The sequence below is a fragment of the Cupriavidus sp. GW823-FHT06D04 genome (genome assembly GCF_058795055.1).
On the sequence record NZ_JBXAHL010000006.1, the window covers coordinates 1 to 18,940 of the forward strand.

Below are 18,940 nucleotides of genomic sequence, written 5' to 3' on the forward strand. Positions count from 1 at the left end.
CGTGATACCAATGCTGCGTTAAACATTCTCCGATGCGGACGTGCATCGCCAGGTGTGGGAATCCCCTGCCTTTAGGCAGGGGAGGACGAGGACGTCAAATCTGACGCTTTGCGATCATGCTGGGGCGCGGCGCCGGTCCATGGCGGCACGGGCGCGCACCTGGAACGGCTGCAGAGGGATGAAGCTTAACAGCCGCAGCCGGAGCATGTGGAGTCCCGCACCGGTTCGCCCCGCCGGGCCTGCAGGGCGAACCGGACGATATCAGAGCGAGGACGGCGCAGGCTTGTCCGTGTCGATGCCGTAGCGCGCGATCGCCTCGGCCACCACCGACGCCGGCACCGTGCCCTGCGCCGCAAGCGCGCGCAGCGCCGCCACGCAGACATAGGCGCGATCGACCTCGAAGAAGCGGCGCAGCGACGGCCGGTTGTCGCTGCGGCCATAGCCGTCGGTGCCCAGCACCGTGAAGGGGGCCGGCACATAGGGCGCAATCAGCTGCGGATAGGCGCGCACGTAGTCGGTGGCCGCCACCACCGGGGCGTCGCCGGCCAGCAGCGCTTCCACATGGCTGGGGGCGATGCTGTCCTGCGGATGATGCAGGCGTTGGCGCGCGGTCTCGCGCGCCTCGCGCTCCAGCTCGGAGAAGCTGGTGACGCTGAACACCTCGCTGTCGACCTGCCAGTCCTCGGCCAGCATCCGCGCCGCGGCCTCCACCTCGCGCAGGATGGTGCCGCTGCCGAGCAGCCGCACCCTGGCGCGCCCGCCCCCTGCCACCTGCGCAAGCCGGTACATGCCGCGCACGATGTCGCGCTCCACGCCGGCCGGCATCGACGGCTGGGCGTAGTTCTCGTTCATCACGGTCAGGTAATAGAACACGTCCTCCTGGCGCTCCATCATCGCGCGCATGCCCGCGTCGACGATCACCGCGAGTTCATAGGCATAGGCCGGGTCATAGGCACGGCAGTTGGGGATGGTGGCGGCAATGATGTGGCTGGTGCCGTCCTGGTGCTGCAGCCCTTCGCCCGACAGCGTGGTGCGGCCGGCCGTGGCGCCCACCAGGAAGCCGCGCGCACGCTGGTCGCCGGCGGCCCAGATCAGGTCGCCGATGCGCTGGAAGCCGAACATCGAGTAGTAGATATAGAGCGGCAGCATGGCCGTGCCATGGGTGCTGTAGGCAGTGCCCGCGGCAATCCACGACGACATCGCACCGGCCTCGGTGATGCCCTCTTCCAGGATCTGGCCGCGGATGTCCTCGCGGTAGTACAGCATCGAGCCGGCGTCCTCGGGCTCGTACAACTGGCCCTGCGACGAATAGATGCCGACCTGGCGGAACAGGCTGGCCATGCCAAAGGTGCGCGCCTCGTCGGCGACGATGGGCACCACGCGCGGGCCGAGTGTCTTGTCCTTGAGCAGACCAGTCAGCATGCGCACCATCGCCATGGTGGTCGACATTTCCTTCTGGCCAGCGTCCACGGCGAACTGGCCGTATTTCGCCAGCGGCGGCACCGGCACGGCGTCGGCCTGGCGCCGACGCGCCGGCAGGTAGCCGCCCAGGGCCTGGCGGCGCTCGCGCAGGTAGCGCAGCTCGGCGCTGTCCTCGGCAGGGCGGTAGAAGCGCATCGATTCCAGGTCCTCGTCGGACAAGTCCAGGCCGAAGCGGCTGCGGAACACCTTCAGCGCCTCGAGATCCAGCTTCTTCTGCTGGTGCGTGGTGTTCTGCGCCTGGCCGGCATTGCCCATGCCATAGCCCTTGATGGTCTTGGCCAGGATCACGGTGGGCTGCCCCTTGTGCGCGCGTGCCGCGGCAAAGGCCGCATGGAGCTTGCGCAGGTCGTGCCCGCCGCGGTTCAGCGCGGCCACCTCTTCCGGCGTCATATGGGCGACCAGCGCCTTCAGCGCTTCGTTCTGGCCGAAGAAATGCTCGCGCCCGTAGTGGCCGTCCTTGGCCTTGTAGGTCTGGAACTGGCCGTCCATGGTCGAGGCGAAGGCGCGCAGCAACGCGCCGGAGTGATCGCGCGCGAAGATCGGGTCCCAGGCGCTGCCCCACAGCACCTTGATCACGTTCCAGCCGGCGCCGCGGAACAGCGCTTCCAGCTCCTGCACGATCTGGCCGTTGCCGCGCACCGGCCCGTCCAGGCGCTGCAGGTTGCAGTTGATGACAAAGGTCAGGTTGTCGAGTTTCTCGCGCGCCGCCAGCGGCAGCGCGGCGATCGATTCGGGCTCGTCCATCTCGCCGTCGCCGAACACGCCCCACACGTGCCGGCCCGAAGTGGCCTGCAGCCCCCGGTGCTCCAGGTAGCGCATGAAGCGCGCCTGGTAGACCGACTGGATTGGGCCCAGCCCCATCGAACCGGTCGGGAATTGCCAGAAGTCCGGCATCAGCCAGGGGTGCGGATACGAGCACAGGCCCTGCCCGCCCGCCTCGCGGCGGAAGTTGTCGAGCTGGGCTTCGGACAGGCGCCCTTCCAGGAAGGCGCGTGCGTACACGCCCGGTGCCGAGTGCGGCTGGAAGTAGACCAGGTCGCCGCCGTTGCCGGCATCGGCGCCCTGGAAGAAGTGGTTGAAGCCGACCTCGAACAGGTCCGCCGCCGAGGCATAGCTGGAGATATGCCCACCCAGCTCACCGTAGGCCTGGTTGGCGCGCACCACCATGGCAAGGGCATTCCAGCGCACGATGCCGGTGATGCGCGCTTCCATCGCCAGATCGCCCGGATAAGGGGGCTGGCGCTCGACCGGGATGGTGTTCAGGTAAGGCGTGTTGCTTTGCGCCGTGGTCGACACACCCAGCGCGGGCGCGGCATCGAGCAGCCGGCTGAGCAGGAAGCGCGCGCGCTCCTGCCCGCATTGCGCCACCACCGCCTCGAGCGCGTCCAGCCATTCGCGCGTCTCCTGCGGATCGTTGTCGCCCTCGGGCATGGCTTGGGCGAGCAGCCGGGCGTGTGGGGAGCCAAGGTCGGTCATGGGGAAGTCTCCAATGGGTTTTGTCCCATTCTATGGAGTGCCCTCCCGCATGAGATGCTGAAGTTGACTGCCCATTCGGCAGATGGCAGCACAATCCACTGCCGTTCACCGTCCGGGCTACGCGAGAATGCTGAGGCTGCGGCGTATCCCACGCCGGACGCCGGGGGGGCGCATTGCCCGGTTAGCGCGGATTGCGCAGCGGCAACGCTGTGTCGTACATCACTTGCTTGAGTGCGAAGCTGCTGCGGATGTTGGCGACGCCGGGGATGCGCGTGATCTCGTCGACGATCAGCCGCTCCACGGCCTGGACGTCGGCCACCACGGCGCGGATCAGGTAGTCGGCATCGCCCGTCATCAGGTAGCACTCCATCACGTTGGGCAGCGCGCGCACGGCGCGCTCGAAGGCATCGAGCCCCTCACGCGCCTGCCGCTCCAGCGACACGTGGATAAAGACGTTGACGTTGAGGCCAAGCTTCTGCGGATCGAGCAGCGTCACGCGCTGCCGGATGATCCCGCGCTGCTCCAGCGCGCGCACGCGCGCCAGGCAGGGCGACGGCGAGAGGTTGACGCGCGCGGCCAGCTCGACGTTGGTCAGGCTGGCGTCGCGCTGCAACGCCTCGAGGATCCGGATATTGATTTCATCCAGTTCGGGTTCCTGCATGGGGTTCCTGTATGGCCGGCTCGATGTAAAGCGCATGGCGCCCTGCCTCCTTGCGGAAACGGGGCGCCGGGCAGAGCACTAGAATACAGGCCGCGCCACGCGGGCGGCAATCTTCCGGGCTTGCGGGGTCGCCACATGGCGCTCATGGGACCCGGCCAGCAGCCGGCATCAGGTTCCCGCGCCCTCCCCGCGTGCCTGCGCCCATGCGTCCCAGTACGGCGGACTCCCGATGGCCGTGCGCACGCACTCCGCAAACGCGCGCAGCCGCGCCGACACCCGCCGGCCTTCCGGGTGGGCGATATAGATGGATTCCGGCTCGGCCCGCAGGCCGACATCGATCACTGCCAGCGCACCCTGCCGGATGGCATCGCCGGCAATAAAGGTCGGCAACAACGCGATGCCGACTCCCGCGATGGCGGCATCGCGCATCATGTCGCCGTTGTTGACGCGCAGCGCAACGGCGGCACGGGCGATCTCGGTGCCGTCCGGGCCTTGCAGGCGCCAGTCAGCCGCGCCGCGGTTGGCGTAGAAGATGCCACGGTGCTGCTGCAGCTCCGCCAGCGTAGCCGGCGTGCCCATCTGCGCGAGGTAATCCGGGGATGCGACCAGGAGGCGGTGGCTGGGGGCAAGCTGCCATGCCACCAGGCGCGAGTTCCCCAGCGGGCCGTGCCGCACCACGGCGTCATAACTGTCCGTGGCCGCGTCCACGCGCCGGTCGTCCAGGTCCAGGCTCAGCTCCAGTTCTGGATGCCGGGCCAGGAACGGATAGATGGCAGGCCCCAGGTGCATCCGGCCAAATGTGACCGGCGCGGAAATCCGCAACGACCCGGCCAGAGTGCCGCGCCGCTCGGCAACATCGGTTGCCGCCGCCTCCACTTCATGCAGGATGCGCGCGGCCCGCTCCAGGAAGGCGGCGCCGTCCTCGGTCAGCGACAGCCGCCGCGTGGTCCGGCGCAGCAGGTTGGCACCCATCGCCTTTTCAAGCTCGGCCAGGCGTTCGCTGACCACGGACTTGGACAAGTTGAGCCGCCTCGCGGCCTCGCTGATGGAGCCTGCCTCCACCACGGCGACAAAGCTGGCGACACCTTCTAGCTTGAACATTGTTCGGCATATCCGGAAAGTTGTTCCGCGATCTTCAGTCTAGTGCGAACCGCGCGCGGTACCCATACTGGTTTCACGAGGCAGCGGGACGGTTCCTGCTGCCCTACCCGCAAAACCGGCGCCGTCGACCAGCAAGTTGCCCCGCGCGCCAGACCGGAGATCGATCATGGGACGTTTGTCTGGAAAAGTTGCCATCATTACCGGCGCCAGTGCCGGCATTGGCCGCGCCACTGCCTTGCTGTTTGCCGCCGAAGGCGCCAGGGTGGTAGTCGGTGCCCGCCGCCAGTCCGAACTGGACAGCCTGGTGGCGCAGATCAGTGACGCCGGCGGCGACGCGGTGGCGCTCGCCGGCGATGTGCGGCGCGAGGAATACGCCAGCGCGCTGGTGGCGCTGGCGGTCGAGCGCTATGGCCGCCTGGATATCGCCTTCAACAACGCCGGCACGCTCGGCGAGGGCGGGCCCAGCACCGGGGTTTCGGCGGAGGGCTGGAACGACACCCTTGCCATCAATCTCACCGGCGCGTTCCTCGGCGCCAAGCACCAGCTTGCACAGATGCTGAAGGATGGCGGCGGTTCGGTGATCTTCACATCGACCTTCGTTGGCTACACCGTCGCCTTTCCCGGCGTGGCCGCGTATGCGGCAAGCAAGTCCGGCCTGATCGGCCTGACGCAGGCGCTGGCGGCCGAGTATGGGCCGCAGGGCATCCGCGTCAATGCGATCCTGCCAGGCGCCGTGGACACGGACATGTATCGCACCATGAACGACACCGCGGAGTCGCAGGCGTTCATCACCAACCTGCATGCGCTCAAGCGCGTGGCAACGCCGGAAGAACTGGCGCGCTCGGTGTTGTACCTGGCATCGGACGATTCGGCTTTCGTCACCGGCACGGCGTCGCTGGTGGATGGCGGCGTCTCGATCACGCGCACCTGACCCACCGGCGCCGGCGGCCAGCACGGCTGCCGGCGCTGCCGACTGGTTTCAGCCCCCTTCCGCTCAAGTCATCGTTCTGTCATCCGCCCCGGCCAGAATGCGCAGGTCATTCAAGTCAGGGAGTGGACATGACGCACGCAATTGAAGTCCGCGGGCTTTCCAAATCGTTCCGCGCGGACCGCAAGGCGCTTGACGATGTCACGCTGCACATCGCGCCAGGCGAGATGGTCGCCCTGCTGGGTGCATCGGGATCGGGCAAGTCCACGCTGTTGCGCCACGTTGCCGGATTCATCACGGGCGATGCCGGCGCCGGCGAAATCCTCGTCAACGGCCGCCATGTGCAGCGCAACGGCCGCCTCGCCCGCAACGTGCGCAAGGTGCGTGGCGAGATCGGGTTTGTGTTCCAGCAGTTCAACCTGGTGGGCCGTCTTCCGGTCATCACCAACGTGCTGGTCGGCATGCTGGCCCGCGTGCCCAAGTGGCGCAGCCTGCTGCGCATCTTCACGGCCGATGAAGTCCAGGGCGGGCTCGATGTGCTTGCACAAGTTGGTATAGACGACTATGCGTTTCAACGGGCCTCGACGCTGTCGGGCGGCCAGCAGCAGCGCGCCGCCATCGCCCGCACGCTGGTGCAGAACGCCAGCGTGATCCTGGCCGACGAGCCGATCGCCTCGCTCGACCCGGAATCGTCGCGTCGGGTGATGTCGCTGCTCAGGCAGATCAACCGCACGCGCAAGGTCGCGGTGCTGGTGTCGCTGCACCAGGTGGATGTGGCGATGCGCTACTGCCCCCGCGTGGTGGCGCTGCGCCACGGCAAGGTGGTCTATGACGGACCCTCTGCCGCGCTCACGCCCGGCATGCTGCGCGATCTCTACGGTACCGAAGCCGACGAGCTGCTGCACGATTCCGTGCCCGACGAAGACGTATCCACTACGGCCATGCCGGCACCGGCGATGGTCACGATGAACCTGGCGGCCGCCTGAACGGCAGCCTGTCCAGACCGCTTTCCACCCAAACCGCTTCCCACCGGAGTTGTCCATGCTTCGCAGAACCTTTCTCGCCGTCGTGGCCTCGGGCGTGGTCGCCCTGCCCGCCTTTGCGCAGGATGCCAAGAGCCTGAACATCGGCTTTATCTCGACTGAATCGTCATCGAACCTGAAGTCTGCCTGGCAGCCGCTGATCGACGATCTCAGCAAGACGCTGGGTGTACCCGTCAAGCCCTTCTTTGCGTCCGACTATGCCGGCATCATCGAAGGCATGCGCTTCAACAAGGTGCAGATCGCCTGGTTCGGCAACAAGTCGGCCATGGAGGCCGTGGACCGTGCCAGCGGCGAAGTCTTTGCATCGGTGATCGACAAGGACGGCAACCCGGGCTACTGGTCGGTGCTGATCGTCAACAAGGACAGCGACCTGAAGAGCGTCGAAGACGTGATCAAGCGCGGCAAGGATCTCAGCTACGGCGCCGGCGACCCCAATTCCACCTCTGGCACGGCCGTGCCGGGCTTCTACCTGTGGACTGCCAACAAGGTCGAGCCGAAGACGCTGTTCAAGGCCGTGCGCATCGGCAACCACGAGACCAACCTGCTGTCGGTGCTGAACAAGCAGGTGGATGTGGCGGTGAACAACACCGAGAACATGGAGCGCTATCGCATCAACACCGGCAAGAACGCCTATGACCAGGTGCGGGTGCTGTGGAAGTCGCCGCTGATCCCGGCCGATCCGATGGTCTATCGCAAGGACCTGCCGCCGGAGATGAAGAAGAAGATCCAGGCCTTCTTCGTCAACTACGGCAAGGGTGCCGAGGCCGCGCGTGAAAAGCAGGTGCTGGCCACCCTGACCTACCAGGGCTTCCGCACCGCCAGCGATGCGCAACTGGTGCCGATCCGCCAGATCGAGCTGGCCCGCGAGAAGGCGAAGATCGAATCGGACACCACCCTGGCCGCTGCCGACAAGGAAAAACGGCTGGCCGAAGTGAGCCGCCGCCTGGCTGAGCTGGACAAGGCCGCCGGCAACGCCACCAGCACGCAATAAGCCCCACCCCGACGAGGCCGGTGGCACCCCGCCGCCGGCCTCGCATCGCCTTCGTTCCCCCGCTTGATTCCGGATTGCCCCATGACTGTCACCGCCAGGCCCGGCCTGCCTCCCACACCCCGAAGTAACGTGCGCCCGCCGCGCACTTCCCTTGCCGTGATGCTGACCTGGGCAGTCCTGCTGGCCATGCTCGCCCTGTCCTGGCAAGGCGCCGACATGCGCCCGCTGGACCTGCTGCGCGACTCGGATAACATGGCAAAATTTGCCGCCGATTTCTTCCCGCCCGACTTCCGCGACTGGCGGCACTACCTGGACGAGATGCTCGTCACCGTGCAGATCGCGCTGTGGGGCACCGCCCTGGCCGTGGTGATGGCGGTGCCGCTGGGCCTGCTGTGCTCGGCCAATATCGTCCCGGCGTGGGCCTACCAGCCCGCACGCCGCATCATGGACGCCTGCCGCGCCATCAATGAGATGGTGTTCGCCATGCTGTTCATCGTGGCCGTAGGCCTGGGACCGTTTGCCGGCGTGCTGGCGATCTGGATCCACACCACCGGGGTGCTGGCCAAGCTGTTCGCCGAAGCCGTCGAGGCCATCGACCCGCGCCCGGTGGAAGGCGTGCGCGCCACCGGCGCCGGCCCGATCGAGGAGATCGTCTATGGCGTGATTCCGCAGGTGCTGCCGCTGTGGCTGTCGTTCGCGCTGTACCGCTTCGAGTCCAACGTGCGCTCGGCCTCGGTGGTGGGCATCGTCGGCGCCGGCGGCATCGGCACCGTGCTGTGGGAGATCATCCGCAGCTTCCAGTACGGGCAGACCTGCGCCGTGATGATCATCATCATCCTGTTCGTCTCGGCCATCGACATCATCTCCGCACAAATCCGCAAGGTACTGGTCTGACATCATGCTGAACCTGTCCCACATCGAAACGCTGTTTGCCGACCATGGCAATGCCTGGTACGGCGGCGAAGCCATCAGCCAGACCGAGCACGCGCTGCAATGCGCGCAACTGGCCGAGCAGGCCGGCGAGCCCGAGCCACTAATCGTCGCGGCCCTGCTCCATGACGTTGGCCACCTGCTGCTGGCCGAAAGCACCACCACCGACATGCGCCACCAGGAGGCCGCCGCCGATGCGCTGGCCGGGCTGTTCGGCGATGAAGTGACCGAACCCGTGCGCCTGCACGTGGCGGCCAAACGCTACCTGTGCGCCGTCGATCCCGCGTATTCCGGCACGCTGTCGCCCGCTTCCATGCAAAGCCTGGCGCTGCAAGGCGGCCCGTACAGCGCCGCCCAGGCCGATGCGTTCGCCGCGAGCCGCCACGCCGCCGCCGCGGTGCGCCTGCGCCGCTACGACGACCTGGCCAAGGTGGTCGACCTGGCCACGCCGCCGCTGGCGCACTATCTGGACATGGCCGCGCGTTGCGCGCGGACTGGCGCATGAACACCATGGCTGAAGCTGTACTTACCCTGCGTGAAGTGCGCGGTTCCGACTCGGAACTGCGGCACCTGTCCGCGCTGCTGGCCGCGATGGACGACGAAACGCCGCTGCCGCTGGCCACCATGCGCGAGCGCTACGCTACCATGCGCCGCTATCCGGACTACCGCTGCTACATGATGGTGGACGAGGACGAGGTGCCGCTGGGCACCTTCAGCCTGCTGGTATTCCCCGTGATGGTCCACGACGGGCGTCCCGAGGCGATTGTTGAGGCAGTGGTGGTGGCGCCGTCCGCGCGCGGCATGGGCGTCGGCAAGGCGATGATGCGCGAAGCCATGCGCCTGGCCCGTGAGGCTGGTGCGGCCAAGCTGGCGCTGTCGTCCAACGCGCGGCGCCTGCAGGCCCACCAGTTCTATCGCCGGCTCGGGTTCACCGAGCACGGCATCAGCTTCAGCATCGAAATCTGATGGCAAGGCCGTGCCGTAGGCTTCGCTTCGGCACGGGCTTATCAGCTTAATGTTGCGCTATCGGAAGTAGCCCCAACCAACCGCGCGAACGCATCCGCCGCGCTTTCCAGGGCGCCGCTATTGTCGAACTCGACCAGGCGGCACCCAGCCGGCACGGTGAATGCCTGCGCCGCGCGCGCCAGGCGCCGGGCAATCGCTTCTTCCGACTCGCGGCCACGCTGGCGCAGCCGGGTGGCCAGCACCTCCGGGCGCACGCGCACATGCACGGCGCACAGCTTCGGGTAGCGCGCCACGGCTTGCGGCAGGTACTCGCGCGAGCCATTGACGATCACGGTCAGGCCCCTGGCCAGCCACTGCTCGATCTCGATGCCGATGCCGTAATGCAGCCCGTGGCTGTGCCAGTCCAGCGCCAGGCATCCGAGCGCCTGGCGGCGCCGGAATTCATCGGGGGTGAGCGCAACGGAGGCCTCGTTGGCATCGGCCTCGCGGGTGATATAGCGATGCGCGATGACGATGCGGTCGTCCGGCCCGAGGCGCTCGCGCAACGCGCGCAGCAGCGAGTCCTTGCCGCTGCCGGACGGCCCCATCAGGTAGAACAGGCCGTGTCCGTCGGCCGCGCCATGTGCGTTCATGCGTCCAGGTACGCCGCGCCGGCGCCATCGATGGTGTTGCCATTGAAACCGTAGTGGCGAGCAACGATAAAGTCGTCGCCCGGCGCCGGCTGCACGAATACGCTGATTCCGTCCACATGAAGCGGCGCCTGCAGCAACTTGCCGCTCGCGGCCCCCAGGCGCTCGATGGCGGCGCGCTGGGCGGCAGTATCAAGCATGCCAGTCAGCGTGATATGGAAGACGAAGGTACCGAACACGTACGGGTAGCCCCATGCGTCGAGCATGCGGCGCTCTTCGTCGCTCAACTGGTCCGGTTTGCGCCGGCCGAGTTCTTCGGCCGTGGGCGGAGCGCGGAAGCGCTCGAATGCCAGTACGCTTGTATCGGCCAGCGCCTGCATCGGGGGGGATCCGCCATCGGCCAGGCACCATGCCACAAAACCCCGCAGCGCACGCAGCGCCAGCGGCGCGTCGAATGCCTCGCAGCCACGCACGAAGTCCCGTGCAGCGGCGTCGAGCATCGGGCCGTTGGTGCCCTGCGCAAGCCGGAATGGCGGCTTCAGCGTGGCATGCAGGCCGTAGTGAGCCGGGATATGGACCCATTCCGCGGGCGGCGGCGCCATGCCCGCCGGGGCGGGCAGCGCGGTGCCGGTATCGGCGTCGCGGCCCAGCCACTGGCTGCCAAATGTGCGGAAGGGATCGGAGGGCGCCAGGTAGATGGCGTAACGGTGCGCTGGCAAGGTCATGCGGCAAGGTTACCAGCGGCGCCAAACGCCCGGCGGCGGCGACTGCCCTGGTTTGTGGTCTGGACCGCAGACACGTTAGCGCAGGCAGATGACAGCCGGATGTCTAGACCAATGCCACGGCGCTCCGCCTCAATCACTGTCGGAAACCGTCAGCTGCACCCAGTCCCCGGCAAAGCGCACCACGCTGTACTGCACCGGCGCCCCGTCGATATCAACGTTCAGCGCCTCCACCTGCAGCACCGGGCGCGTCTTCGGCTGGTTCAGCAGCCGCGCCACCGGGGCGCTGGGCATGGCCGCCGTGATGCGCGACCACTTGCGCGTGTAGTCGGCAATGCCGAAATGCGCCAGCGCGCGCGACACGGATTGCCTGGCGCGCAGCACCTCGTCGATACCCGGGAAGCGCTTGAGGTCGAAGTAATGCTCGGCAACGTCGATGGTGCGCGCTTCGGTCTTGCCGATCATCTGCACGTGCAGGATCTCCGCCGTGCGCGCCAGGCCCAGTTGCTTTGCCACTTCCGGCGCGCGCACCACCTGGCTGTCGATGATCTCGGTATGCCCGCGCATGCCCTGCGCGGCCAGGTTTTGCGAGAAGCGCGTGCGGCGCCCGATCGCGTAGTCGATCGCATGCTCCTGCACGAAGGTGCCGCGGCCCTGCTCGATCCGCACCAGCCCGCTCAGCTCCAGCTCGCCCATGGCGCGGCGGATGGTGTGGCGGTTGACCGCGAAGCGCGTGGCCAGTTCAGGCTCAGGGGGCAGCTGTTCGCCGGGCAGGTACAGCTTCTTGCGGATGTCGTCCGCCAGCGCCTCGCCAATCTGGCGCCATACCGCCACGCCGGAACCCCGTTCCACTTCTCGATCAGACATCTCGCGCTGCCCTCTTGTCATCAAGCGTTCACCATTGCCATGCGATTGTGCCTCAACCGCGCCGCGATGGCCGGGTGCCCGAGCAATGCCCCGCCCCGTCATGAAACGTTCATCTGCCTGTGGTCTAGTAGCTGCGTGTTCAAGCAGTGACATCTAAACGTATAGACGTATAGGGGTGATGATGCAAAGCGAAACCGCGCAGGCCCATGCCGCCCGCGCCGCCTGGCTCCGGATCCTGGCGACGGCGCCCACCGACGCGCTCGACGGCGCTTACCAGCGGCTTGGCCAGGCGCAAGCCCTGCCGGCCTATAGGCTGCTGCGCAAGCCGGAGTCCGGCATGGCCATGGTCCGGGCGCGCGCGGGCGGCACCGGCGCCCAGTTCAACCTGGGGGAAATCACGGTCACGCGCTGCGCGGTCGTGCTGGAAGACGGCGCTGCCGGGGCCGCTGCAGGCGTGGCCTATATCCAAGGCCGCAGCGCCCGCCATGCCGAACAGGCCGCGGTGCTGGACGCGCTGCTGCAGCGCCCGGCCTGGCACCAGCGCGTGCAGGACCTTGTGCTGGCGCCGTTGGCAAGCACGCAGGCGGAGCGCGCCGCACACGCAGCGGCCACTGCCGCCCAGACCCGCGTCGAGTTCTTCACCATGGTCCGGGGAGAGGACTGAGATGACTGCCATGCAACCGATCCCGTCCACCCCCGCCGCCTCGCTGCTGCCGGGTTTCAACAACCCGGTCGACGACGCCCAGCAGGTCTTCCGCGCCGCGCTGCAGGCGTTTGCCCATCCGGGCCGGCTGCAAACGCTGCCCGTGGCCAGCGGCCTGCCCGACGGCCTGTCGCCTGCGCTGGCCGCGCTGCTGCTGACGCTGGCCGATCCCGATACCCCGGTCTGGCTGCCTGCCGGCGTGCCGGCCGCGGCGCGCGCGTTCCTGCGCTTCCATTGCGGCTGCCCGCTGACCGACGATGTCGGCGCCGCGGCCTTTGTCTGCGTGCCCGCCGGATATGCCATGCCGGCACTGGCGGACTGCGCGCAAGGCGACCCGGCCTTCCCCGACCGCTCGGCCACGCTGCTGATGGAGGTGGCCTCGCTTGCCGATGGCGACACCCTCACGCTGCACGGCCCCGGCATCGAAACCACGCAGGTGCTGCGCGTGGCCGACCTGCCCGCGGACTTCCGCGCCGGCTGGCGCGCCAACAACGCCGGCTTCCCGCTCGGCGTGGACCTGCTGCTGGCCAGCGGCGACCGATTCTGCGCCTTGACGCGCACCACGCTGGTGGAGGACTGACATGTACGTAGCCGTCAAAGGTGGCGAGCGCGCCATCCTCAATTCCTACCGGATGCTCGATGCCTACCGCCGCGGCGATACCGCGGTGCCGGAACTTACGCTGGCGCAGATCCGCGAACAGATGCCGCTGGCGGTGTCGCGCGTCATGGCCGAGGGCTCGCTGTACGACCCGCACCTGGCCGCGCTGGCCCTGAAACAGGCCGCCGGGGACCAGATCGAGGCAATCTTCCTGCTGCGTGCCTATCGCACCACGCTGGCACGCTTCGGCTACACCCATCCGGTGGATACGGGTTCGATGCGCCTGCAGCGGCGGATCTCGTCCACGTTCAAGGATGTGCCGGGCGGCCAGGTGCTGGGGCCGACCTACGACTACACCCAGCGCCTGCTGGATTTCACGCTCGAAGCAGGCCGCGACCCCGAGCCGCTGCCGCCCTCGCCCGAACCCCTCGCCGCCAGCATGCCGCGCGTGACCGGCCTGCTGGAAGCGGATGAACTGGTCGAAGCCGACCAGATCCCCGCGGGCGACCCCACGCCGCCCGACCTGACGCGCGAGCCGCTGGCCTTCCCCGCCAACCGCGCCGCGCGCCTGCAGAACCTGGCGCGCGCCGATGAGGGTTTCCTGCTGTCGATGGGCTATTCCACCCAGCGCGGCTACGGCAACTCGCACCCGTTCGCGGCCGAGATCCGCTACGGCACGGCCGAGGTCGAACTGTTCGTGGAAGAACTGGGCTTCGCGGTCACTATCGGCGAGATCGAGCTGACAGAATGCCAGATGGTGAGCCAGTTCGCCGGCAATGCCGACGAAGCCCCGCGGTTCACGCGCGGCTACGGGCTGGTGTTCGGCTACAACGAGCGCAAGGCCATGTCGATGGCGCTGGCCGACCGCGCCATGCGCGCCGAAGAGCTCGGCGAAGCCGCCGACGCCCCGGCCAACGATATCGAATTCATGCTGTACCACAGCGACAACGTCGAGGCCTCCGGGTTCGTGCAGCACCTGAAGCTGCCCCACTACGTGGACTTCCAGGCCAACCTGGAACTGCTGCGCCGGCTGCGCGCGGAACAGGATGGCGCCGTGACCGCTACCGTCCAGGCGCAACCGCAGCCGCAAGAGGAGACCCTGGCATGACCACCGCCGACACCACCATGGCAACGGGCATTGCCCGCGACGACCACTACAACTTCGGCTACCTGGACGAGTCGACCAAGCGCATGCTGCGCCGCGCGCTGCTCAAGGCCGTGGCGATTCCCGGCTACCAGGTGCCCTTCGGCAGCCGCGAGATGCCGCTGCCTTACGGCTGGGGCACGGGCGGCATCCAGGTGACGGCCGCCATCATCGGCAAGGATGACGTGCTCAAGGTGATCGACCAGGGCTCGGACGACACCACCAATGCCATCAATATCCGCCGCTTCTTCGGCCGCGTCACCGGCGTGCAGACCACCGAGCGCACTGCCGAGGCCAGCATCATCCAGACCCGTCACCGGATTCCGGAAACGCGGCTGCGCGCTGGCCAGACCATGGTGTTCCAGGTGCCCATCCCCGAGCCGCTGCGCTGGCTGGAACCGAGCGAGGGCGAGACTCGCACCATGCACGCACTGGCCGAATACGGCGCGATGCACGTCAAGCTGTATGAGGACATCGCCCATCACGGCCATATCGCCACCACCTACGACTACCCCGTGATCGTCAACCAGCGCTACATGATGCGGCCGTCGCCGATCCCCAAGTTCGACAATCCCAAGCTCGACCGCAGCCCCGCGCTGATGCTGTTCGGCGCCGGGCGCGAGAAGCGCGTCTATGCCGTGCCGCCGTACACCGCGGTCAGGAGCCTGGACTTCGCCGACCATCCCTTCACGGTGGAAAAGTGGTCCAGTTGCTGCGCCCAGTGCGGCGCCACCGACAGCTACCTGGACGAGATCATCACCGACGACGCCGGCACGCGCCTGTTCGTGTGCTCGGACACCGAGTACTGCGCCGACCGCCAGGCGGCCCAGGCCGTCAAGGCCGCTGCCGGAGGTGCCCGATGAGCGCCACTCCGCTGCTGTCGGTGCGCAACCTGACGCGCACCTGGGAGGGCCTGCACGGCTGCCATGACGTCAGCTTCGACCTGTACCCGGGCGAGGTGCTGTGCGTGGTGGGCGAATCGGGCTCCGGCAAGAGCACGCTGCTGCAGGCCTTGTCGATGCAGGCGCCGGCGCAGCGCGGCAGCGTGAGCTACGACATGCGCGAGTCAGGCCTGACCGACCTGGCCACGCTGTCCAGCGCGCGCTTGCGGCTGCTGGCCCGCACTGACTGGGGCTTCGTGCGCCAGCATGCGCGCGATGGCCTGCGCATGCAGGTCAGCGCCGGTGCCAATATCGCCGAGCGCCTGATGGCCGTGGGCGAGCGCCACTACGGCAACCTGCGCGAGCTCGCCGGCAACTGGCTGGAGAAGATGGAAATCGACCTGGCCCGCTTGGACGACGTTCCCGGCACCTTCTCCGGGGGCATGCAGCAGCGTTTGCAGATCGCGCGCAACCTGGTCACGCACCCGCGCCTGGTGTTCATGGACGAGCCCACGGCGTCATTGGACGTGTCGGTGCAGGCCCGCTTGCTCGATCTGCTGCGCCGCCTGGTGGCAGACCTGGGCCTCGCCGCCGTGCTGGTCACGCACGACCTGGCCGTGGCGCGCCTGCTCGCACACCGCACGCTGGTCATGCAGGGCGGCCGCGTGGTGGAGCAAGGCCTGACCGACCAGATCCTCGACGACCCGCAGCACCCGTACACGCAGTTGCTGGTCTCTTCCATCCTGCAGGGCTGACGACGATGCACGCAGAATACCCACAGAAACTGGTCGAGGTTCGCGGCCTCGGCAAGATGTTTACGCTGCACAACCAGGGCGGCATCCGCCTGCCGGTGCTGCGCGCGATGGATTTCGATGCCGCCCGCGGCGAATGCCTGGTGCTGTCGGGGCCGTCCGGCACCGGCAAGAGCACCCTCCTGCGCTGCCTGTACGGCAACTACCTGGCCACCGAAGGCAGCATCCGCCTGCGCGATACCAGCGCCGAGGGCGAGCCGTGGGTCGAGCTGACCCATGCCCCCGAGCAACGCGTGCTGAAGCTGCGCCGCGACGTGATCGGCTATGTCAGCCAGTTCCTGCGCGCGATTCCCCGCGTCGGCGCGCTCGACGTGGTGGCCGATCCGCTGCAGCAGCGCGGCGCCAGCCATGAGGAAGCGCGTGCCCGCGCGGCAGAGCTGCTGGCACGGCTGAACCTGCCGCGCCGGCTGTGGGATTTGCCGCCGGCCACTTTCTCCGGTGGCGAGCAGCAGCGCGTGAACATCGCGCGCGGCCTGATCGGCGGCCACCCGATCCTGCTGCTGGACGAGCCCACCGCCTCGCTGGACGCCGACAACCGCACCGTGGTGGTCGACCTGATCCGCGAGGCCCTGACCGAAGGCCGCGCGCTGATCGGCATCTTCCACGACGAAGCCGTGCGCGATGCCGTGGCCACGCGCCTGCTGCCGCTGCAACCCGCTACCGCCCTTGCCTGATTTGATCCCAGAACGGAATCCCAGAACGGAGCCGGACATGTCTGCTACCTACCTGACGCACGCCACCCTGGTGCTGCCGGACCGCGTGCTGCACGACAGCGCGCTGCTGATCGAAGATGGCCGCATCGCCGCCATCGAACCGGCACCCGCCGCGGTGCCCGCCCACGCCGCCGTGATCGACCTGCATGGCCACACGGTGATGCCGGGCCTGGTCGACGTGCATTGCGACGCCATCGAGAAGGAAGTCGAACCGCGCGCCAGCGTGCTGTTCCCGCTGGACTTTGCCGTGGCCCAGGTCGACCGCCGCAATGCCGCGGCCGGCATTACCACGCCGTACCACGCGCTGTCGTTCGCCGGCAACCAGTTCGGCGTGCGCAATGTCGATACCGCGGCCACGCTGGTGCGCACCCTGGCCGCGTATCGCCGCCACAGCCTGGTCGACAACCGCATCCATTGCCGCTACGAAGTCACCGATTCCAGCGCCGTGCCGGTGCTGGAAGCCCTGATGGCCGAAGGCGTGGTCGACCTGCTGTCCGTAATGGACCACTCGCCGGGCCAGGGCCAGTTCAAGACCATGGATGCCTACCTGGCCTACATGATGGGCAACCACGGCATGAGCCGCGAGGAAGCCGCCGATGCGGCCCACAAGAAGGCCGCCGCGCTGGAAGGCGCCCATGAGCGCGTCAACCGGCTGGTGGCCAGGGCGCACGCGCTGGGCATCCCTACCGCCAGCCATGACGACGATTCACCGCGGCGCATCGCCGCAATGCACGCGCTGGGCGTGCGCATGAGCGAGTTCCCGATCAACCTGGAAACCGCGCAAGCCGCGTGCGCCCAGGCGCTGCCGACCATCCTGGGCGCGCCCAACGTGCTGCGCGGCAAGAGCCAGAGCGGCTCGATGCGCGCCATCGACGCCATCCACGCCGGGGTCGGCACCATCCTGTGTTCGGACTACCAGCCGTCCACGCTGATCGCGGCCGCGTATGCCGCCGCGCGCCTGGCCGACCTGCCGCTGAACCAGGCGCTGGCGCTGGTCACCGCCAATCCCGCCGAGGCCTGCCTGCTGGACGACCGCGGGCGCCTGGCGCCGGGGCTGCGCGCGGACGTCATCGCCGTGTCCGGCGTGGCAGGCCAGCCGATGGTCACGCATACCTGGTCCGGCGGGCGGCTGGTGTTTGCGGCGGGGTATCCGTCGGTGCGGCACGTTGGCGACGCCGCCATGCCGCGCGAAACCGCGCTGCGCGAGGTGGCATAAGGAGGATTGGCGGGATTCGTAAAATTCCGCTGCGCCTCCGCCAGGCTGCTGATTTGAACAGGAAATCGAGCGCAACCTCGGTCAGCGCTTGGACGAGCCGGCGCCGGTCAGGCCGGCAACACTGTAGCGCTGGCTTGGCCGTTCGCTGCTGGCCGATGGCGGCTTCACCGGCTGAGGGACCGGATCAGGCCCCGGGGTTGAACCCCAGCGCCGTGCTGACCGCGCGCGCCTCGCGCCGGACGGCGCTGCCGATGGGCCCGTCGATGGCGGGATCAAAACCGCCGGTGGCGCCCAGCGCCGTCAGCACCGCGCAGACGCGCCCGGTGTAGTCGCGCACCGGCGCCGCCACGGCGCTGATGCCGGTCAGGTTGGTGTCGCGCACCCAGGCGCAGTCGTCGGCCTGCACCGCGCGCCGCAGCGCGCCGATGGGGTCCCTGGCATCGAGCAACGCCAGCCGCGCCGCGCTGGCCGTGGCCAGTTCTTCTTCGGCCTGGGCATGCACGCGCTTTTCATCGAGCAGCCCCAGGAACACGCGCCCGGTGGCGGACCACAGCAATGGCATCACCGAACCCGCGCGCACGTTCACCGTCACCGGCAAACCCGGTTCCTCAAAGCGCATGATGGTCGGCCCCTTGTTGCCCATCACCGCGACAAAGCAGGTCACTTCCAGTGTTTCGCGCAGGCGCACCAGCGAGGCTTCGGCCAGCCGGATCGGGTCGGCCTGCCGCATCGCCGCCATGCCGATCTGCAGCGCCTCGAAGCCCAGATGGTATTGCTGCGTGCCCGCCTCCTGCGCCACTAGCCCCTCTTCCACCAGGCTGACCAAGTAGCGGTGCACCTTGGCCGGGCTTTCGTCGATATGCGCGGCCAGCGCGGTCAGGCTGGCGCGTCCGCCCAGCCGGGCCAGTCCCTTGAGCACCGCCATGCCGGTGACGGCCGATTGCACGCGCTGGCGGCGTTCGCGCGTGCGGGGTGCGTCGGCGGGTTCGATGGGAGGTTGGGCAGCTTTCGGTCGGGGCATGGCGGGAAGGTCCGGCAAACGGAGGTCATTTCAAGGTTAACCCGCATTTAATCATT

The 18,940-nt window shown here is 68.1% G+C and carries 20 protein-coding genes; 13 read left to right on the top strand and 7 right to left on the bottom strand.

Features of this window, described 5'->3' with window-relative positions; translation table 11 throughout:
• Positions 1-261: 261 nt before the first annotated feature.
• The 3 genes from mdeB to AC1Q7H_RS10750 all read right to left on the bottom strand — a co-directional run bounded on the left by mdeB (position 262) and on the right by AC1Q7H_RS10750 (position 4,720).
• Complete coding sequence (gene mdeB / locus AC1Q7H_RS10740; protein WP_211981313.1) at positions 262-2,958, bottom strand: alpha-ketoglutarate dehydrogenase; 2,697 nt, start codon at positions 2,956-2,958, stop codon at positions 262-264.
• Positions 2,959-3,139: 181 nt separating this feature from the next.
• Complete coding sequence (locus AC1Q7H_RS10745) at positions 3,140-3,619, bottom strand: Lrp/AsnC family transcriptional regulator (RefSeq protein WP_010809356.1); 480 nt, start codon at positions 3,617-3,619, stop codon at positions 3,140-3,142.
• Positions 3,620-3,787: 168 nt separating this feature from the next.
• Positions 3,788-4,720 carry a LysR family transcriptional regulator gene (locus AC1Q7H_RS10750; protein ID WP_153956198.1) on the bottom strand — a complete coding sequence of 311 codons (933 nt, stop codon included), beginning with the start codon at positions 4,718-4,720 and terminating at the stop codon, positions 3,788-3,790.
• Between the two features lie 166 nt (positions 4,721-4,886).
• Between AC1Q7H_RS10750 and AC1Q7H_RS10755 the strand changes: the two genes are divergently transcribed.
• The 6 genes from AC1Q7H_RS10755 (at position 4,887) to AC1Q7H_RS10780 (ending at position 9,578) form a co-directional block, all read left to right on the top strand.
• Positions 4,887-5,651 carry an SDR family oxidoreductase gene (locus AC1Q7H_RS10755; RefSeq protein ID WP_153956199.1) on the top strand — a complete coding sequence of 255 codons (765 nt, stop codon included), beginning with the start codon at positions 4,887-4,889 and terminating at the stop codon, positions 5,649-5,651.
• A 128-nt stretch (positions 5,652-5,779) separates the two neighbouring features.
• Positions 5,780-6,634: a phosphonate ABC transporter ATP-binding protein gene (gene phnC / locus AC1Q7H_RS10760; protein ID WP_013952927.1), complete on the top strand. Its 855-nt coding sequence runs from the start codon at positions 5,780-5,782 to the stop codon at positions 6,632-6,634.
• A 55-nt stretch (positions 6,635-6,689) separates the two neighbouring features.
• Positions 6,690-7,682 carry a phosphonate ABC transporter substrate-binding protein gene (phnD, locus tag AC1Q7H_RS10765; protein ID WP_013952926.1) on the top strand — a complete coding sequence of 331 codons (993 nt, stop codon included), beginning with the start codon at positions 6,690-6,692 and terminating at the stop codon, positions 7,680-7,682.
• 81 nt (positions 7,683-7,763) lie between these two features.
• A complete protein-coding gene (gene phnE, locus AC1Q7H_RS10770) occupies positions 7,764-8,576 on the top strand; it encodes a phosphonate ABC transporter, permease protein PhnE (protein ID WP_013952925.1) in 813 nt (270 codons plus the stop codon).
• A 4-nt stretch (positions 8,577-8,580) separates the two neighbouring features.
• Positions 8,581-9,117 carry a phosphonate degradation HD-domain oxygenase gene (locus tag AC1Q7H_RS10775; RefSeq protein ID WP_211981311.1) on the top strand — a complete coding sequence of 179 codons (537 nt, stop codon included), beginning with the start codon at positions 8,581-8,583 and terminating at the stop codon, positions 9,115-9,117.
• A complete protein-coding gene (locus AC1Q7H_RS10780; RefSeq protein ID WP_228772686.1) occupies positions 9,114-9,578 on the top strand; it encodes a GNAT family N-acetyltransferase in 465 nt (154 codons plus the stop codon). The genes AC1Q7H_RS10775 and AC1Q7H_RS10780 overlap by 4 nt, the downstream gene beginning before the upstream one ends.
• A gap of 41 nt (positions 9,579-9,619) precedes the next feature.
• Here AC1Q7H_RS10780 and phnN read toward each other — a convergent pair whose 3' ends face one another.
• The 3 genes from phnN to phnF form a co-directional block, all read right to left on the bottom strand.
• A complete protein-coding gene (phnN, locus tag AC1Q7H_RS10785; RefSeq protein WP_013952922.1) occupies positions 9,620-10,210 on the bottom strand; it encodes a phosphonate metabolism protein/1,5-bisphosphokinase (PRPP-forming) PhnN in 591 nt (196 codons plus the stop codon).
• Entirely contained in the window at positions 10,207-10,932 is a 726-nt protein-coding gene (locus AC1Q7H_RS10790; RefSeq protein WP_153956201.1) for a DUF1045 domain-containing protein, read from the bottom strand. Before AC1Q7H_RS10790 ends, phnN begins: the two co-directional genes overlap by 4 nt.
• A 129-nt stretch (positions 10,933-11,061) precedes the next feature.
• Positions 11,062-11,796: a phosphonate metabolism transcriptional regulator PhnF gene (phnF, locus tag AC1Q7H_RS10795; RefSeq protein WP_041228631.1), complete on the bottom strand. Its 735-nt coding sequence runs from the start codon at positions 11,794-11,796 to the stop codon at positions 11,062-11,064.
• 178 nt (positions 11,797-11,974) lie between these two features.
• Between phnF and phnG the strand changes: the two genes are divergently transcribed.
• From phnG to AC1Q7H_RS10830, 7 genes are read left to right on the top strand one after another with little or no spacing between them, the layout of a single operon-like run.
• Positions 11,975-12,460 (top strand): phosphonate C-P lyase system protein PhnG, encoded by a 486-nt coding sequence (gene phnG, locus AC1Q7H_RS10800; RefSeq protein ID WP_153956203.1) that lies wholly within the window; start codon positions 11,975-11,977, stop codon positions 12,458-12,460.
• A 1-nt stretch (position 12,461) separates the two neighbouring features.
• Positions 12,462-13,079 carry a phosphonate C-P lyase system protein PhnH gene (gene phnH, locus AC1Q7H_RS10805; protein ID WP_013952918.1) on the top strand — a complete coding sequence of 206 codons (618 nt, stop codon included), beginning with the start codon at positions 12,462-12,464 and terminating at the stop codon, positions 13,077-13,079.
• A 1-nt stretch (position 13,080) separates the two neighbouring features.
• Entirely contained in the window at positions 13,081-14,205 is a 1,125-nt protein-coding gene (locus AC1Q7H_RS10810; RefSeq protein ID WP_153956205.1) for a carbon-phosphorus lyase complex subunit, read from the top strand.
• A complete protein-coding gene (locus tag AC1Q7H_RS10815; protein ID WP_153956206.1) occupies positions 14,202-15,104 on the top strand; it encodes an alpha-D-ribose 1-methylphosphonate 5-phosphate C-P-lyase PhnJ in 903 nt (300 codons plus the stop codon). Before AC1Q7H_RS10810 ends, AC1Q7H_RS10815 begins: the two co-directional genes overlap by 4 nt.
• Positions 15,101-15,877 carry a phosphonate C-P lyase system protein PhnK gene (gene phnK, locus AC1Q7H_RS10820; RefSeq protein ID WP_013952915.1) on the top strand — a complete coding sequence of 259 codons (777 nt, stop codon included), beginning with the start codon at positions 15,101-15,103 and terminating at the stop codon, positions 15,875-15,877. Before AC1Q7H_RS10815 ends, phnK begins: the two co-directional genes overlap by 4 nt.
• A gap of 5 nt (positions 15,878-15,882) precedes the next feature.
• Positions 15,883-16,608 carry a phosphonate C-P lyase system protein PhnL gene (gene phnL / locus AC1Q7H_RS10825; RefSeq protein WP_013952914.1) on the top strand — a complete coding sequence of 242 codons (726 nt, stop codon included), beginning with the start codon at positions 15,883-15,885 and terminating at the stop codon, positions 16,606-16,608.
• 37 nt (positions 16,609-16,645) lie between these two features.
• Positions 16,646-17,863: an alpha-D-ribose 1-methylphosphonate 5-triphosphate diphosphatase gene (locus tag AC1Q7H_RS10830; RefSeq protein ID WP_492381303.1), complete on the top strand. Its 1,218-nt coding sequence runs from the start codon at positions 16,646-16,648 to the stop codon at positions 17,861-17,863.
• Positions 17,864-18,047: 184 nt separating this feature from the next.
• On the opposite strand, the gene AC1Q7H_RS10835 is transcribed toward AC1Q7H_RS10830, so the two are convergent.
• Positions 18,048-18,884: an IclR family transcriptional regulator gene (locus tag AC1Q7H_RS10835; protein WP_013952912.1), complete on the bottom strand. Its 837-nt coding sequence runs from the start codon at positions 18,882-18,884 to the stop codon at positions 18,048-18,050.
• Positions 18,885-18,940: the final 56 nt, after the last annotated feature.

Bases quoted from the DNA above. Each gene is read 5' to 3' on its own strand.
- mdeB (WP_211981313.1), bottom strand. From the start codon at position 2,958: ATGACCGACCTTGGCTCCCCACACGCCCGGCTGCTCGCCCAAGCCATG.
- AC1Q7H_RS10745 (WP_010809356.1), bottom strand. From the start codon at position 3,619: ATGCAGGAACCCGAACTGGATGAAATCAATATCCGGATCCTCGAGGCG.
- AC1Q7H_RS10750 (WP_153956198.1), bottom strand. From the start codon at position 4,720: ATGTTCAAGCTAGAAGGTGTCGCCAGCTTTGTCGCCGTGGTGGAGGCA.
- AC1Q7H_RS10755 (WP_153956199.1), top strand. From the start codon at position 4,887: ATGGGACGTTTGTCTGGAAAAGTTGCCATCATTACCGGCGCCAGTGCC.
- phnC (WP_013952927.1), top strand. From the start codon at position 5,780: ATGACGCACGCAATTGAAGTCCGCGGGCTTTCCAAATCGTTCCGCGCG.
- phnD (WP_013952926.1), top strand. From the start codon at position 6,690: ATGCTTCGCAGAACCTTTCTCGCCGTCGTGGCCTCGGGCGTGGTCGCC.
- phnE (WP_013952925.1), top strand. From the start codon at position 7,764: ATGACTGTCACCGCCAGGCCCGGCCTGCCTCCCACACCCCGAAGTAAC.
- AC1Q7H_RS10775 (WP_211981311.1), top strand. From the start codon at position 8,581: ATGCTGAACCTGTCCCACATCGAAACGCTGTTTGCCGACCATGGCAAT.
- AC1Q7H_RS10780 (WP_228772686.1), top strand. From the start codon at position 9,114: ATGAACACCATGGCTGAAGCTGTACTTACCCTGCGTGAAGTGCGCGGT.
- phnN (WP_013952922.1), bottom strand. From the start codon at position 10,210: ATGAACGCACATGGCGCGGCCGACGGACACGGCCTGTTCTACCTGATG.
- AC1Q7H_RS10790 (WP_153956201.1), bottom strand. From the start codon at position 10,932: ATGACCTTGCCAGCGCACCGTTACGCCATCTACCTGGCGCCCTCCGAT.
- phnF (WP_041228631.1), bottom strand. From the start codon at position 11,796: ATGTCTGATCGAGAAGTGGAACGGGGTTCCGGCGTGGCGGTATGGCGC.
- phnG (WP_153956203.1), top strand. From the start codon at position 11,975: ATGATGCAAAGCGAAACCGCGCAGGCCCATGCCGCCCGCGCCGCCTGG.
- phnH (WP_013952918.1), top strand. From the start codon at position 12,462: ATGACTGCCATGCAACCGATCCCGTCCACCCCCGCCGCCTCGCTGCTG.
- AC1Q7H_RS10810 (WP_153956205.1), top strand. From the start codon at position 13,081: ATGTACGTAGCCGTCAAAGGTGGCGAGCGCGCCATCCTCAATTCCTAC.
- AC1Q7H_RS10815 (WP_153956206.1), top strand. From the start codon at position 14,202: ATGACCACCGCCGACACCACCATGGCAACGGGCATTGCCCGCGACGAC.
- phnK (WP_013952915.1), top strand. From the start codon at position 15,101: ATGAGCGCCACTCCGCTGCTGTCGGTGCGCAACCTGACGCGCACCTGG.
- phnL (WP_013952914.1), top strand. From the start codon at position 15,883: ATGCACGCAGAATACCCACAGAAACTGGTCGAGGTTCGCGGCCTCGGC.
- AC1Q7H_RS10830 (WP_492381303.1), top strand. From the start codon at position 16,646: ATGTCTGCTACCTACCTGACGCACGCCACCCTGGTGCTGCCGGACCGC.
- AC1Q7H_RS10835 (WP_013952912.1), bottom strand. From the start codon at position 18,884: ATGCCCCGACCGAAAGCTGCCCAACCTCCCATCGAACCCGCCGACGCA.